This is a genomic window from Paenibacillus hexagrammi, from assembly GCF_021513275.1.
In the GTDB taxonomy this organism is placed as follows: Bacteria; Bacillota; Bacilli; order Paenibacillales; family NBRC-103111; genus Paenibacillus_E; species Paenibacillus_E hexagrammi.
Map to the genome: position 1 here is coordinate 5700106 of NZ_CP090978.1, position 14081 is coordinate 5714186.

Annotated in this window: 16 protein-coding genes; 7 read left to right on the plus strand and 9 right to left on the minus strand. The window is 49.3% G+C overall.

Annotated elements, in window-relative coordinates; translation table 11 throughout:
- Nucleotides 1–129: 129 nt before the first annotated feature.
- Complete coding sequence (locus L0M14_RS26040; protein ID WP_235119339.1) at nt 130–651, minus strand: hypothetical protein; 522 nt, start codon at nt 649–651, stop codon at nt 130–132.
- Nucleotides 652–842: 191 nt separating this feature from the next.
- Between L0M14_RS26040 and L0M14_RS26045 the strand changes: the two genes are divergently transcribed.
- Nucleotides 843–2519 (plus strand): methyl-accepting chemotaxis protein, encoded by a 1677-nt coding sequence (locus L0M14_RS26045; RefSeq protein ID WP_235119340.1) that lies wholly within the window; start codon nt 843–845, stop codon nt 2517–2519.
- 158 nt (nt 2520–2677) lie between these two features.
- Here L0M14_RS26045 and L0M14_RS26050 read toward each other — a convergent pair whose 3' ends face one another.
- From L0M14_RS26050 to L0M14_RS26060, 3 genes are all read right to left on the minus strand, one after another.
- Nucleotides 2678–3484 (minus strand): glycoside hydrolase family 16 protein, encoded by an 807-nt coding sequence (locus tag L0M14_RS26050; RefSeq protein ID WP_235119341.1) that lies wholly within the window; start codon nt 3482–3484, stop codon nt 2678–2680.
- Between the two features lie 182 nt (nt 3485–3666).
- On the minus strand, nt 3667–4248 hold the full coding sequence (locus L0M14_RS26055) for a helix-turn-helix transcriptional regulator (RefSeq protein ID WP_235119342.1): 582 nt from the start codon (nt 4246–4248) through the stop codon (nt 3667–3669).
- Complete coding sequence (locus L0M14_RS26060) at nt 4238–4462, minus strand: AraC family ligand binding domain-containing protein (protein ID WP_311198786.1); 225 nt, start codon at nt 4460–4462, stop codon at nt 4238–4240. Before L0M14_RS26060 ends, L0M14_RS26055 begins: the two co-directional genes overlap by 11 nt.
- A gap of 109 nt (nt 4463–4571) precedes the next feature.
- On the opposite strand from L0M14_RS26060, the gene pyk reads away from it, so the two are divergent.
- Nucleotides 4572–5984, plus strand: coding sequence for a pyruvate kinase (pyk, locus tag L0M14_RS26065; RefSeq protein WP_235119344.1), 1413 nt, complete (start codon nt 4572–4574; stop codon nt 5982–5984).
- Nucleotides 5985–6265: 281 nt separating this feature from the next.
- Here pyk and L0M14_RS26070 read toward each other — a convergent pair whose 3' ends face one another.
- On the minus strand, nt 6266–7084 hold the full coding sequence (locus L0M14_RS26070; protein WP_235119345.1) for a YihY/virulence factor BrkB family protein: 819 nt from the start codon (nt 7082–7084) through the stop codon (nt 6266–6268).
- A gap of 135 nt (nt 7085–7219) precedes the next feature.
- Here L0M14_RS26070 and L0M14_RS26075 point away from each other — a divergent pair, with 135 nt between their 5' ends.
- Nucleotides 7220–7612, plus strand: a complete 393-nt coding sequence (locus L0M14_RS26075; RefSeq protein ID WP_235119346.1) for a YuzC family spore coat inner layer protein — start codon at nt 7220–7222, stop codon at nt 7610–7612.
- A 10-nt stretch (nt 7613–7622) separates the two neighbouring features.
- On the opposite strand, the gene L0M14_RS26080 is transcribed toward L0M14_RS26075, so the two are convergent.
- On the minus strand, nt 7623–8357 hold the full coding sequence (locus L0M14_RS26080) for a DL-endopeptidase inhibitor IseA family protein (protein WP_235119347.1): 735 nt from the start codon (nt 8355–8357) through the stop codon (nt 7623–7625).
- 467 nt (nt 8358–8824) lie between these two features.
- Here L0M14_RS26080 and L0M14_RS26085 point away from each other — a divergent pair, with 467 nt between their 5' ends.
- The 3 genes from L0M14_RS26085 to L0M14_RS26095 are packed head-to-tail and all read left to right on the plus strand — an operon-like array spanning nt 8825 to nt 9949.
- On the plus strand, nt 8825–9265 hold the full coding sequence (locus L0M14_RS26085; protein WP_235119348.1) for a DUF6597 domain-containing transcriptional factor: 441 nt from the start codon (nt 8825–8827) through the stop codon (nt 9263–9265).
- A gap of 11 nt (nt 9266–9276) precedes the next feature.
- A complete protein-coding gene (locus L0M14_RS26090; RefSeq protein WP_235119349.1) occupies nt 9277–9624 on the plus strand; it encodes a helix-turn-helix domain-containing protein in 348 nt (115 codons plus the stop codon).
- A gap of 34 nt (nt 9625–9658) precedes the next feature.
- A complete protein-coding gene (locus L0M14_RS26095; RefSeq protein ID WP_235119350.1) occupies nt 9659–9949 on the plus strand; it encodes a Rieske (2Fe-2S) protein in 291 nt (96 codons plus the stop codon).
- A 161-nt stretch (nt 9950–10110) separates the two neighbouring features.
- On the opposite strand, the gene L0M14_RS26100 is transcribed toward L0M14_RS26095, so the two are convergent.
- Nucleotides 10111–10518 (minus strand): SRPBCC family protein, encoded by a 408-nt coding sequence (locus L0M14_RS26100; protein WP_235119351.1) that lies wholly within the window; start codon nt 10516–10518, stop codon nt 10111–10113.
- A gap of 249 nt (nt 10519–10767) precedes the next feature.
- Here L0M14_RS26100 and L0M14_RS26105 point away from each other — a divergent pair, with 249 nt between their 5' ends.
- Nucleotides 10768–11097, plus strand: coding sequence for an ArsR/SmtB family transcription factor (locus tag L0M14_RS26105; RefSeq protein WP_405031142.1), 330 nt, complete (start codon nt 10768–10770; stop codon nt 11095–11097).
- Nucleotides 11098–11108: 11 nt separating this feature from the next.
- Here the strand turns inward: L0M14_RS26105 and L0M14_RS26110 are convergent, their stop codons facing one another.
- Nucleotides 11109–12806 carry a glycosyl hydrolase family 18 protein gene (locus L0M14_RS26110; RefSeq protein WP_235119353.1) on the minus strand — a complete coding sequence of 566 codons (1698 nt, stop codon included), beginning with the start codon at nt 12804–12806 and terminating at the stop codon, nt 11109–11111.
- A gap of 236 nt (nt 12807–13042) precedes the next feature.
- The gene (locus L0M14_RS26115) at nt 13043–13987 is read right to left on the minus strand and encodes a copper amine oxidase N-terminal domain-containing protein (RefSeq protein WP_235119354.1); all 945 of its coding nucleotides are present in this window, start codon (nt 13985–13987) and stop codon (nt 13043–13045) included.
- Between the last annotated feature and the right edge of the window lie 94 nt (nt 13988–14081).

Below are 14081 nucleotides of genomic sequence, written 5' to 3' on the forward strand. Positions count from 1 at the left end.
AATAGAAACGAAGCACCGTTCTTCTTCCGTTCCGGGAGAGAGCGGTGCTTTTTTTGTTTTCAATATTGAGCAGCGTTTCGTAAGAAAGTAGCAGAGTTTGTTGATAAAGCAGTGTTCACCTCTTGACTACTACTTCACATGGAAATCGCCATAATCAATGAGCATGATCCTATCATTTCTTTTCTTATATCGGATATTATGCCATCTGGGTTCTTTATTTTTCATATTGATGATATCGCCCGCTTCGATATCCAGCTTTTTAAATTCTTTATACAATTGGTATACCTTGCGCCTGTTCTCTGCGGTATCTGCAAGCATCCTACCGAACTTTTTCATGACAATCCATCCCTCTCCATACTCTTTGATCTCGGCCAAGTTTTGTTTGAGAGGCAATGGTACCCTTTCATAGATATCCGTTTCTTTTTGGCAGGATACAATGCCTTGTCTAATAATAGCGACCTTCAGAATGTAGCCGTTGCCAAGGTCATACACAATGCGGCGTGATCCACATCCAACTTCCTCAAAGGGCAGGTTCAATCCAGTCTTAGCGGCCTCTCTTTTATTCGCGGGGGCACTGTCTCTCCGCTTTATTTTTTTGATCCATTTATGAATGACAGACCGATATTCAGATTTTAAAATTGTATCAGTCATACGATCACCCTTTTATTCTTCCATTAACATATCATATGCAAATATGATCAAAGGGTATGGATGTTTGCAAATGGACGATACTACTATTTTGCTAATCTCTGAATTCAGCCGACTTTCAGTTTGCATTCATTTCTCTTTCAGCTTACGGCTATATACTGAGGTCATGAAAGATTTGGCAGGAGGAGCCCAACATGACCATTCGCAAAAAATTACTTACAGGCATTTCTGCAATTATGCTTTTGTTCGTCCTTACGATAGCCAGTACGACATTCTTGCAGATCAGGCTAGCGGATCTCACGAAGACAATGATTGCCAATAAGGACAAGCTGACCGACATCGAAAAGCTGCATTATCTGGCCCGCACCATTGACGACCGTGCCGCCAGGTACTTGCTCAGCAGCGACCAGGAATCCCTAACTGGATATGAAAATTCCCTTCAAGTCATGACAGATCAGCTCCAAACGATTCAAAATCAGGACCACGATGATACTGAATTACAAGCCATTAACGAATTTCAAGATAATTGGAAACAGTACTTAGCCAACAATGATGCCACCTTCGCTCTTCATAAGCAGGGTTCGATTGAAAAGGCACAATCCGCGTTCATTCAAAATCCCCTGGACAGCGTACTTGATCCTTTAATTACATACCGCTCCCAAATTACCGACAAGGTGGCGGACGAACAGCAAGAGCTCGATGCTAAGAATCAACTAGTCGCTACAATCAGTCCGATCATTACGGTCACAGCCATTCTGCTCGGCATCACTTTGGCACTCATGATTGCTAAAGGCATAGCCCGCCCGATTCAGCTTGTCTCCCGCCAGTTAAAAGAAATTGCCGAGGGTGAAGCCGACCTGACCAAAACCATCACGGTCCGCTCCAAGGATGAAGTGGGGGACCTGGCTGCATACTTCAACCAAATGCTCGGAAATCTGCGCAGCATGATTGAGCAAATCGGGGATTCGGCCGTTCACGTCTCAGCCTCCTCGGAACAGCTCAACAACGCTTCGGCGCAAGGACGGAAGAGCAGCGAACGAATGCACCACATTTTGTATGCTGTTGCGCAAGTTTCCCATAAGCAGGTTAGCGATCTGCGAAATAATCAAACGACCATTCATGAAATCTCTACGGGCATTCAGCAAGTTGCCGAGCACGTGCAGGAGGTCTCGCAAGCATCCACACAATCTTCTCAGTTTGCAGCCTCCGGGCATCATGCCATTCAGACAGCTGGCATTCAAATGAAATCAATCCAGCACTCCATTCGGGATTTATCCGATGTCATGCATGTATTCGCGAATCGTTCCAAAGAAATCGAACAAATCATCGCCGTAATTACAGAGATTGCCGCACAAACGAATTTGCTCGCGCTGAACGCTTCCATCGAAGCGGCTCGGGCAGGTGAACACGGCCGTGGATTTACTGTCGTAGCCAATGAGGTGAAGAAACTGGCCGATCAATCCAGTGGATCTGCCGGCCAAATTACACGGCTTGTCCGAGCCATTCAGAACGATACGGTATCGGCTCTACACTCCATGGAAACTAGCATGCACGAAGTCGCTGCGGGCGAAGCTATCCTTGCCGAGGCCGGACTTGCCTTCGGCTCCATTCAGCAATCGGTTGACGGCGTTGCATCCCAGGTGGAAGAGGTATCAGCTGCCGTGGAGCAAATTGCGGCCAGCTCACAGGAAATCGTCAACTCCATGTCACAGCTCGCACAAGTGTCGCTAGAATCCGCAGCGGATACCCAGTCGATCAGCGCATCCTCGGAATTCCAGGTGCGTTCCATGGATGAAATTTCGCAATCCGCTGCTGCCTTGTCTCAAATGTCCGAGCAGCTCCGCCGCATGGTACAGCGTTTTCGAGTATGATCCGACAGCTGGCAGCTCGCAACTCCACAAAGCAGTCACCGATACGTTCGCTCCATATAGCAGCCGAATCCTATGACTTGAAAATAAAGTCGTTACCATTATCAAGCGCTTCCCCGGCATCCTAAGCGGGAAGCGCTTTTTACCGTCTGCAGCCTGTATCATACCCTCTGATAGCAGCGAATATAGTCGATTACAAACTCAGTGGGATATTCAGGCTTTGCTGTTGATCCGCTCTCTTGCGGCGGGATCTCATATAGGTTCAGCATAAGCTGCATCGGGTACTGCGGAGATTGCTTAGAGCTATGGATGAGTTGGTTATCCAAATAAAATTCGACTCCATTCTCCGTCCAATCCACAGCGTACAGATGAAACTGGGTAGGGTCTATGGAAAAGGGCTTTTCGAAGAACTCATCTTGAATAGTGGGATCACCAAAAGGATGGATACCGAACCCTATGAGGCATCGATCCTCAGCAACATTCCAGCCTTTTAGCTCAAAAGGGCATATTTCAGCTGAACGATCAGGCTGATCCTCAAAGCCTATCATCCACAACGCACAGACATTATTGGGATTGCTTAATCCTTTGGCGCGAATTTCAAAATAACCGTACTGCTGAATAAATAGCTGTTCAGTTGCCTGCTCTTCGCGTACCCTACACTCTCCCGAGAAGTTATGCTGGCCCTGCTTGCTGCCTAAAGGACCGGAGAATACCCCCGTCTGAAGATTGCTGACTTTAACCCCTCCATTAAACTCCGGGCACCATGGCTGCTGATCCGCCTTAATCTGTAAAATAAGCTCACTGTCCTGAATTCTGTAAGAAGCGCAGGAATTCTTCCTGCTGCTCCATTGCGGCAAATAGTACGGCAGCCATTTAGCACGGTCTAGCTCAACATCATTAAAATCATCATGAAATGTCACGATATAGCCTGGTTTATCTAAATGATTTCTTGGGAAACTCTCTTCCATCCTCACACAACCCCTATTTATCTGGAATTTATTGTATATATCATAACACATTCCCTCTCGAAAGCAAGAACATTTGTTCGTTATTCATTTATGAAAGCACGAATCATCAGTTCCTTTGAACTCAACCGAGTGCAGATGATATTTTGCTAGCGGCTTACAATAAGAGCGAACAGCTCATCCGATTATTTGCGTACCGACTCCCTATCGGCCAAGTATGTCGTCGGCACCTCGCCGGTCAGCTTTTTAAATATGCGATAAAAATAAGAAGGGTCCGCGTAGCCGACAAACTCGGCGATTTCCGTTACATTTAGCGCCGAATGCCGGAGCATATAGATCGCTGTTTTGACACGCAGTGCGTGTACATAATCACTGATCGTTTGTCCGGTCAGCCCGCGAAACAGGGTAGCCGTATAGTTGGGCGAACGCCCTACCGCGGCGCCGAGCTCCTCCTTCGTTACCTGTTCGCGGTAATGGTCCTGCAGGTACTCTTTCATCTGAATCAGCAGCAGCTCCGTATGGCGCGTTCCCGCCCCTTGATCGCATTCCCTCTGCACGTGCACCAACACCTCTGCAAAAAGGGATTCACACATCACCTCATAGTAGGACTGCTTCTCCTGCCACTGGTCATGCATAGTGCGAAGCCTTTCCAGAATCAGTTCATATTTAGCGATCCTTCGGTATGTGATCTCGAGAGATGTAAGTATAGGCAGCGCTAAAAGTTTGCTGACGGGAGAGAAGCGGACAACATATTTTTCATGCGTCATGGTAGGGACACTTTTCCCATAGTAAAGGGACATTTTTTGGAATCAGGAGCAACTGGCCTTTCTCAAGGACATATTTCCTCTCCTCTACCCAATACACACATTTGCCATAGCTAACCAATACAAGTGTCCATTGCTCATCCTGGCGTTCTTCCTCATACCAGGTGCTGCTTTTGTGATAGGCAAGCTCGCTAATTTCCATAACAGTCGCATCCATTCGTACTATATTCCATATATCATACTATATTTCATAGCCTCTGTTTACCATTCGTACTAAAATGAAGGCATATCAAATATGAGCTTGCTTCGAAAGGAAGATCCGATTCATGAGAAAGACGAAAATCATTTGCACCATGGGCCCTGCCTGTGATTCCGTACCTGTATTAAAAGAGCTAATCACTTCCGGCATGAGCGTCGCCCGATTGAATATGGCGCACGGCGATCTGGACGAGCACCGCCGCAGAATTCGCAACATTCGACAAGCTGCGGAAGAGCTTCAAACAACAATTCCCATTCTAATGGACATTAAAGGACCGGAAATCCGCACAGGAGTCTTGGAAGAGTCGGCCTACGATTTAGAAAAAGATCAGACCTTCGTATTGACGACCCGCCAGATTGCCGGCAACGGCGGCTGTGTATCTGTGAACTACCCGGAGCTGCCCAATGACGTATATCCGGGAGCTATGATCCTGATCGACGACGGGACGATCGAGCTTCGTGTTGAAAGTGTCAGCGGTACGGAGATCACTTGTAAGGTGATCAGCGGCGGAACGCTGAAATCCCGCAAAGGCGTCAACCTGCCGGGTATCCGCACCTCTCTGCCGGGCGTAACCGAGCGCGATATCATGCATCTGGAATTCGGCGTACAAGAGAATATCAGTATCGTCGCGATGTCTTTCGTCCGCAATGGAGACGATGTACGCGCAGTTCGCGAAATTCTGGAGAAACACGGCGCGGGGCGCACCCCGATTATTTCCAAAATCGAGAACGAAGAAGGCATGCTGAACTTCGACGGTATTCTGGAAGCCTCCGACGGCATTATGGTTGCACGTGGAGATCTGGGCGTTGAAATCGCTACGGAAGAAGTTCCGATTGCACAAAAAGAAATGATCCGCGCCTGCAACCGCGCGGGCAAGCCTGTTATCACAGCGACGCAGATGCTGGATTCGATGCAGCGCAACCCGCGTCCGACGCGCGCGGAAGTGAGCGATGTCGCGAACGCCGTGCTAGACGGCAGCGACGTGGTGATGCTTTCCGGAGAAACGGCCGCAGGCAAGTATCCGGTAGAGTCGGTGAAGACGATGGCGGCGATCGCCGAGCGCATCGAGAAGTCCCAGGAAGGCGAGCGTTCCCTCGGCTCCGCCTCTGATTGCACAGATGACGTCACAGAAGTCATCTGTGAAGCGGTCGTATCCGCCGCGCAGCGCCTGCAGGCGGCAGCCATTCTAGCGCCGACGGAGAGCGGCTTCACGGCGAGAATGATCGCCAAGTACAAGCCTTCGGCGCCGATTCTGGCGATTACCTTTAACGAGCATGCGATTAATCAGCTCAGCATGGTTCGCGGTGTAATCCCGATTCGCGGCGAGCAGCACGAGTCCACGGATTTGATCATCCGCTCAGCCATCCAGCAAGCGGAGAAGCTCGGGTACGTGAAGTCCGGCGATCTGACCATCGTGTCCGCGGGCATTCCGATCGGCAAATCCGGCACGACGAACCTCTTGAAAGTGGAGCAAGTCTAATATACAGCGAAGCAAATATGAATAAGGCACTGATTCCTGCTCCGGAATCAGTGCCTTTTCATGTTGTCATGTATACAGAAGAATGATAAGTACCCGTTAGTCGATCCGAGCTCTTCGATTGCACTGCGAACGGCGGATTATCCGATGCCGCGCCCGGACAGCTCGGTGACGATGCTTCTGGTTGAAAACTGACGTGAGCAGGATACATCGCCTTATTCGTCTGTTCTCAGCCAGCACTCGTCAATCAACAATGAGCAGGAGAACTTCCCGTTCTCACTGCCTTACGCAGCAGTCTTCTGTCTAAGCAAATGACCCATTGCATTGATTTCCCCGCCCACGATAATAAGCAGCGCTGAGATATAGAACCATGTCATGAGCACAATGACTCCCCCGAGACTCCCGTACGTAGCGCTATAATTCGCAAAGCTATTCACATAGTACGAAAAGCCCAGCGAAGTGAGCTGCCAGCCTGCTGCCGCGAACAAAGCGCCTGGAAGCACGCTTTTGCAGGTTAGGCACGTGTTAGGAGCTATGTAGTAGATGCCCAGGAACACCATGAACAGGATGACAAAGTTAATCACCCAGCGAAAGATGTTCCACTTCTCGATTTGCGCCAAAGGAAGATGGAAATGCATCTGCATCCAGTCGCCGATCCAATGCCCGAATACGCTGAGCAGCAGCGCAGAGGCGATGACGATGAGCATACCGATGGTGAGCATCACCGCCAGAAAGCGGGAATGAATGAAGCTCCTTCGTTCAGGCAGACCGTAGGCTTTATTCACAGCCAGTACAATGGCATTCATCGCAGCACTAGCACTAACCAAGGAGAAGACAAGCCCGAAGGAAAGCGTCCCTCCCCGTTTAACCTCAAGAAGGTTCACAATGTTAGCCTCCATCCCTTTGGCTACTTCGCCGGGAATGTACTCTTTGAGCAGTGTTATCACATCTGTAGACTGAATCGGCAAGTAGCCGAACAAGCTCATGATGAAGAGGAGGAACGGGAAAACCGACAGCAAAAAGTAGTATGCACACTGCGCGGCAAGTCCCAGTGCATCATCTTGCTCGAATTGCCTCCATAACTCTTTGAAGTAGGTGAACATAGCAGGATTCCTTTCAAGAAAGCATAGCGTTTCTTAGTATATGTCAACAGGACCACCCCCATTCATCACCTGAGGTAGGCTCCTTACATATAGTGATAGCAAATATCTGTGATCCCGCCATAAAGGAGACTTACGATGAATTACCCTGCTCCTGTTTATTACTACCCATTTCCCATGGGTGTCATGGAAACGCCCTTATACGGGTATTACCCGCTCTATGCCGATTGGAGGGACTTCCCGCCTATCAACACGGCAACATTGAATCAATCTGTAGCCGCTTATCCTAAGCTCATGAAGGATGCTTCTATGCTGCTGTCCAAGCTGCATGACCCCCATACGGCCCAGCAGCTCATGTCAGCCGCCCAGTCAGGTAATCATCAAGAGGTTGACCGTATTGTTGCCTCGTTTGGCTGTAACTGCTCCATTGCAACTACATTTTCGCCAAGCAGTGTGAAGTTTACACTCAACCCTCATACGGCCGGCATACCATGCTGCGAACTGAGTATGTCCTTGAAATGGGGAAAATAATTTTTTGCTGCTAACGAATCGTTGCCACAGCATCATCTATGCGCCAGCCCTGACCTTCGATGTATGTCACATGTACGTCCGCTTGCTCAGGGTCCGCATCTCCAACCGGCACGGAAAAGCGGTACTCCTTTTGGCTGCCGTCGTCTTGTACCAGCGCCGCTTTCGCTTGTCCCCAAGCCATAAGACTGCCTCCGTCGGCATTAGGCTGCGCCAGCTTCCCGTCGATCTCGACAATGCCTCCCCAGGAGGTCTGCGCCTGCCAGTAGGCCTCTGCGCTTTTCGGAGTAAATACCTCCTGCAAGTAGGCCAGATATTTGGCCTTGGTGTCCAAGTCCTTCCCCATCCACCGATAGTCCGAGCCTTCTACCGAAAAAGTTTCAATAGGTCCTCCATCAGAAGCGGCTTCGCCCCCGCTAGCTGCATGCCAATAATGGCGCTGAGCGGCTGCAGCCAGCTGAACCGCTTTCGCTTCATTCATATCCTCCAGCTTTGCGAAAGGCTTGGTTTCAATGATGACGGTTTGGTTCGCCTCATCCCAGGTCACCGAAGCTCCAAGAGCCTCCGCTATACCTCTGGCCGGCACCATCGTGCTGCCGTCAATGATTTGTGCGGGCACCTCCGTATGCAGCTCCTTGCCATCCACGATAAGCTTCAGCGCCTTTGGCGCGGCGTAAGCAGCCGTTGTTAACACGAGCGAGCCCACTACAGCTCCACAGACAAACGACTTCACATTTATCGACCACATATTCAACTCACTCCTTCAGCTATAGTGACTTTGTTTGTTTAACGTCAGCAAATGGAAAAATGTTGCAACACCTACGCGGCCGACGAGTTCCGGTCATTCCCCTGTGTTTACATATGCACATAAATCCCCCTCTTCATCGCTTCAAGCTTCGTCATCATAGGTCCCGGGAACCTTTTTTCTCACCTTGAATAAGTCCATGATACTAATCACTCAGGCGAATTACTGCGAACCTTGTCATATTGTGAAGAATGTGTTTACACACTTTTATCGGATAATCCCAGCTGTGGATATTTAGGATTGTGGATATGTTGATAGTCTGCTTTAAAGTTATGCACATCAGGACTTTTTACCGTGTGGACATTGTGAATAATTTTGTGGATAAAGGGGCGCATTTGCAGCAAGCTGCTCTCAACTGAATCCGCCGGATATGTTACTATAGAAGTAGTTTTAGGCAAGGAGAGATGGATATGAACTTAGAAGCCCCCATGCCGAGTATGGGAATCCTGCACCTGCAGGAGGGATCCAAAAAGTTTCAACTGACCCGGCATCTTCCCCTGGAAGACTTGGCGTTCTTTATCAAACATTTCTGGATCGTAAGCTGGGACTTAACCGGACAACCTCCCCACCCTCAGCATGTCGTTCCCAACCCTTGTGTGAACCTTGTCATCGAAAACAATCGTTCAGCTTGCTTCGGTCCCAGCACCTCGAAATTTACTTATTTGGTCGAAGGCGCCGGTTGTGTATTTGGCGTAAAATTCAAGCCCGGGGGTTTTATCCCTTTATACAGCGCCCCGTTTCGCAGCTCATCAGCCATCCCCTGGACCCTGTTGAGATTCTTGGAATTGGAACAACTCAAATCGAACGCGAGATCCTCTCACGAAGCCATGCATCAGACATGGTCTCTTTGATGGAGCATTACATGCTCCCCAGACTGCCGAAACAGGACGACAACGTTACCTTCATCAATCAAATCGTCGACCTTATCGCCGAAGACCGCGAGCTAACGAAAGTGGATGATATCTGCAGGCATGTACGAATCCATAAAAGAACGCTGCAGCGTCTGTTCGATCAATATGTGGGCGTTAGCCCCAAATGGGTTATCAAGCTATCCCGGCTGCGGAATGCCGCGGATACGCTCGATATGGGCGGAACGCCCGACTGGGTGAGGCTGTCCATGGATCTCGGGTACCATGATCAGTCACATTTCATCAAGGACTTCAAGTCCGTTATCGGCAAAACGCCCGACGAATATGCCCGCAGTATCTAACACCTTCATCTCACGGAAAAAAGGAGTGCAACGCATGAAAGAAATTGCTTTAGGCCCATTAACGGAGTGGACGCAATTCCCGGTAGAAGTCGAAGTTGAACAGAAGCCGTATTTTCTTGTTAAGGAAAACGACAAATACGAGCTATTCTCGAGGAAATGTCCCCATGCCGGTGACATCGTAGAGCTTGAGGATGGAGAATTCGTCTGTCCTATGCACGGCTGGACATTTGAAGCTCATACCGGGCGATGTCATAACGTTCCCAGCGCTGCTCTTAAGAACTATGAGGTAATTGAACGAAACGGACACTTATTTGTACAGATTTAGAACAGCAGCCGCGTCTGGCTGCAGCACGAAAAGACTGTGGGGAACCCCAAACGGATCCCAACAGTCCTTTTTTTGCGCTTATGGTCGTAAAATTTTTTACATCATCGTCGAAATTAGCCACATACGGCTCCTAGCCGCATTCGAGCCGTTTTTTGATTTTCCTAAGATCCTTGTTGTTTGCCCTGCGCATCATCATCGACATGAAGGGAGCAAAGAAAAAGAAAAACCCGGTGGGGGTTACCCCGATTCCTAAGTGTCATTAGGGTTGTACGATCATTGATGGCTTCCCAGGAATACGTCGTTTCCATCGGAAACGGACCGTCCGCCGTTCTCATGACCATTCGTCTCTGGGGCTTAAATTCGGCAACCTCATACACATATGAGAGCTGCCTGCCTAAAAATTTCGCTTTAAAAGCGATCCTCGAACCAACCTGCAGGGGTCTGTCCGTTAACCACTCTACCGAATCGATATTCACATACCATTCTGGAGCATGGTCTGGGTTCGCTGCATAGTCGGCAACTTTACCGCAGGGACAGTATAGGATGATCTCTGTTTGAACGTCTACCACTGCTTGGCCCCTTTTCTCCATGAATTCAATAGTAGATATCATAGCCATGTTTTTCGTTTTTATCAATGGATTCTGAATGATCTGAATGATCCAGAGCTCTGGCTGCGCTGTGCACTCTGACCGCCTGCACCGGGTTTGGAGGACCTCGCCCTGCCGCACTGCCATTTGGCAGCATTAAGGTAGCGCAGTTCCTTTAAAAATGACCGCTAAACTGGTATATTTTGAAGGAAGGAGTGCGGTGCAATGGGGATGAAAACAACAACATGGAACGCACTCGCCGAGCCCAACCGCTTGCACATCGTCGAGCTTTTGCGCGAAGGACCTCTTACCGTAGGCGAAATCACAGAACGTCTTGGGCTGAATCAGCCTCAAGCCTCCAAACACCTTCGCGTGCTTAGCGAAGCCGGACTCGTCGAGGTACACCCAAGCGCCAACCGGCGCATCTATACACCCAGATCGGAGCCTTTTATCGAAATGGGTGAATGGTTGGAGTCATACCGCCGCCTATGGGAAGAACGCTTCGATCAATTGGACGATTATCTGAAGGAAATGATGGACAAAGAGAAAGACCCCGTCTAGGGGTCTTTCTCTTATCGCATGCCCTGATAGAGAGCGTCCAACAGGTCGCGGTTCAAGGTATCCTGGCTGACTGTCCAAATCATAGCGCCGCCAAGTCCGCTGCTTTTTACATAGCCGGCCTTGAGTCCAATAGACTGCGGGTCATCGTAGCTGATGAAGCTTGTTCCATTAAATAAATAAGGCACCTGTGAAGCACTGTTGAAATATCTTGTATAGCCTTGATTCAAATATTTCGATACGATTTCGGCATAGGTGACCGAAGCCCCTCCCGAAAAGCTCTGGTACAAACCATTGCTTGCGTTCGTCACATTATCATATTTGTAGCCGTAGAACGGAACTCCCATCACAAGCTTACCGGCAGGCACACCTGCATTCAGATACAACTGAACGGCATCCTTCACACTCGTCTCATAGGAAGAACCGCTCGCAGGATCTTTGTAAAGCGGTGCATTAAGACCTGTCTTTGCATCCCATGTGCCATGGAAATCATAGCTCATCAAGTTGATGTAATCCGTGGAAAGCTGCAGCTTGCCGAGTTCAATATGATTGACATAGCCCGCATCTGCAGCCCCTGCAAAGGTAAGCAAATACGTTTTCCCAGTCACCAGTTTCTGAGCATCAAGCTTCTCTCTCAGCTTCTGCATAAGCAAAGTAAAGTTCGTCTTATCCTCCGCTCGATGAACGTTGCCTTCCTCTCCGCCTTCTACCGGATATTCCCAATCGATATCTACTCCATCGAAACCATATTTGGTTATAAATGTGACAACACTATCGGCAAAAACCGTGCGGGAGGCATCTGTAAGAGCGACATCCGAAAATTTGCTGGACCATGACCAGCCTCCTACAGATATCAACGTCTTCAGTCCCGGATACTTCTGCTTCAGCTTGAGCAATTGATTAAAGTTGCCAAAGAAAGGCTCCGTTCCGGTATCATCAGGAAACCTCTGTTCCACATCCGCATAAGGATCACCAAGAGCAATTCTCAAATCCGAACCGATGTTGGCAAACGCATAGTTGATATGCGTCAACTTGCTTCCGTCCAGGTCGGCAATTTGCTTGCCGCTGTAGGTGGACCAGCTTGAGTAATAACCGATCAAAGCCTTGGCTGTTGAAATCGCAGGAGTCGGACTTGGCGACGGGCTTGGAGCTGGACTCGCTGTCGGGCTTGGTGTGGGGCTCGGCGACGTGCTTGGTGCTGGACTCGCTGTCGGGCTTGGTGTGGGGCTCGGCGACGTGCTTGGTGCTGGACTCGCTGTCGGGCTTGGTGTGGGGCTCGGCGACGTGCTTGGTGCTGGACTCGCTGTCGGGCTTGGTGTGGGGCTCGGCGAGGTCGACGCTGCCTTCAGTGTTGTAGCCGTCACCTGATTACTGGAAGCGGATATATTCCCCGCGCTGTCGACCGCTTTGACATAGAATGTATAAGTGCTTCCGGAAGATAGCCCTGTTACACCATAGGTGAGCGAGGCTGTTGTCGCCTTAAGACTTGTTCCTTGATATACCCGATAGGATGCCACTTTCACATTATCGGTAGAGGCATTCCAGGCTAGCGTTACCGATGAATCCGTTACACGAGTCACCTTAAGCCCCGTCGGAGCGGTTGGCGCTTTTTTATCTTTGGCTGCATAAGCAGCCGGAGTGAACAACGTGCCAATAAGCACAATAATAGCTGCTATCGAAAAGAAGCGGCGAAATAAAGATTGTAAGCGCAAGCTAAACCCTCCTGTCTTGTTGTCGTACTGCTCCCTGTTGTCTGCTGATCATCCACTGACTAGTTGGATGCTTGTCTAGTAATCGTTCCTGCGCCCCCTCTCTACCCTTTCATATCGGCATAAGAGAACTTCTGTTCATAGATTCATATGTTGGTAAATTCAAGCAAACCGGAATAAAAAAGAAAACAGGCCCTGCCAGTTGGCAGGACCTTTCTGTTTCAAGTATTAGATTTAAGTTATTCTTCGTAGATGACAACCGTATCGGACTCATCTTCCCATTTCACAACCGCTTTAAGCGCCTCGCTTACAAAACGAACAGGTACTACCGTGCTTCCGTCTTCGATAGCGGCAGGAACCTCAAGCGTTACTTCTTCTCCGTTCACCGTAGCGGTTTTACTATCGATGTAGAGCTTCACTGTAACTCCATCACGAGTAACCGTAACGGAACGCTCCTCCGCATCCCAGCTCACATCCGCCTTCAGCGCTTCGGAAATCGCACGGAATGGAACTAGAGTATTGCCTTCACGGATGAACGGCTTTACTTCCATGGATGGCTCTTCGCCATTAACAAACAGCTGAACGCCTGTTTTCCCAAGCTTTTTGTTAAGCTTCCCAAGCTTCTTGTATAGGTCAAGGTTCTTCACGTTGGCTTGAATCGCTTCCTCTTGCGCATACACTGCTTCCGTCACACTGCCTTGCTGATCCAGCATATCGGCCGCAGCACTAAGGGCTGCATCCGCTTCCTGAATCCCTTCTAATTCTGCTTTCATTTCGTCTGTCAGGTGAGTTCCATAGTCTTGAAGCAGGTGATCGGCGATGACCGCTCCCGCCGGTTTGTCTTTGACGTTCTCAATAGCTTTCAAAAGACCTTTGTAACCGTTTTTGCCATGCTTCTGAGTGGTGTCGGTAGTGTCAGTTGCCTCGGTAGTATCTGCGGTACCATCAGTGTCTTCGCTATCTACGGTAGCGGCAGTCGTGGAAGTATCGGTAGTTACCGCAGCATCCACTTCTCCGTCCACCTGCACTTGACTAGTGGTAGTCGAGCTATCCTGCTCCACACTGGATTGATTCTGAGTCGTCTTCCCCGCACCATGCGCATTATCGGACTTCGCGTAAGCAGCCCCCGTCATCAGTGCAGTAGCGAGCAGGCAGGATGTTGTAGCCAACAATATTTTTTTCATTGAATTCGTCCTCTTCTTGGATGTAATGGAATGTACAAGCTTTGAAACAGAGATTCGAATGTGGGGGCTTATTTAGGTGGGTACCTTCTACTTA

Excerpts from the sequence above, each read along its gene's own strand:
- L0M14_RS26040 (WP_235119339.1), bottom strand. The coding sequence starts at position 651 with ATGACTGATACAATTTTAAAATCTGAATATCGGTCTGTCATTCATAAA.
- L0M14_RS26045 (WP_235119340.1), top strand. The coding sequence starts at position 843 with ATGACCATTCGCAAAAAATTACTTACAGGCATTTCTGCAATTATGCTT.
- L0M14_RS26050 (WP_235119341.1), bottom strand. The coding sequence starts at position 3,484 with ATGGAAGAGAGTTTCCCAAGAAATCATTTAGATAAACCAGGCTATATC.
- L0M14_RS26055 (WP_235119342.1), bottom strand. The coding sequence starts at position 4,248 with ATGACGCATGAAAAATATGTTGTCCGCTTCTCTCCCGTCAGCAAACTT.
- L0M14_RS26060 (WP_311198786.1), bottom strand. The coding sequence starts at position 4,462 with ATGGATGCGACTGTTATGGAAATTAGCGAGCTTGCCTATCACAAAAGC.
- pyk (WP_235119344.1), top strand. The coding sequence starts at position 4,572 with ATGAGAAAGACGAAAATCATTTGCACCATGGGCCCTGCCTGTGATTCC.
- L0M14_RS26070 (WP_235119345.1), bottom strand. The coding sequence starts at position 7,084 with ATGTTCACCTACTTCAAAGAGTTATGGAGGCAATTCGAGCAAGATGAT.
- L0M14_RS26075 (WP_235119346.1), top strand. The coding sequence starts at position 7,220 with ATGAATTACCCTGCTCCTGTTTATTACTACCCATTTCCCATGGGTGTC.
- L0M14_RS26080 (WP_235119347.1), bottom strand. The coding sequence starts at position 8,357 with ATGTGGTCGATAAATGTGAAGTCGTTTGTCTGTGGAGCTGTAGTGGGC.
- L0M14_RS26085 (WP_235119348.1), top strand. The coding sequence starts at position 8,825 with ATGAACTTAGAAGCCCCCATGCCGAGTATGGGAATCCTGCACCTGCAG.
- L0M14_RS26090 (WP_235119349.1), top strand. The coding sequence starts at position 9,277 with ATGCTCCCCAGACTGCCGAAACAGGACGACAACGTTACCTTCATCAAT.
- L0M14_RS26095 (WP_235119350.1), top strand. The coding sequence starts at position 9,659 with ATGAAAGAAATTGCTTTAGGCCCATTAACGGAGTGGACGCAATTCCCG.
- L0M14_RS26105 (WP_405031142.1), top strand. The coding sequence starts at position 10,768 with ATGAAAACAACAACATGGAACGCACTCGCCGAGCCCAACCGCTTGCAC.
- L0M14_RS26115 (WP_235119354.1), bottom strand. The coding sequence starts at position 13,987 with ATGAAAAAAATATTGTTGGCTACAACATCCTGCCTGCTCGCTACTGCA.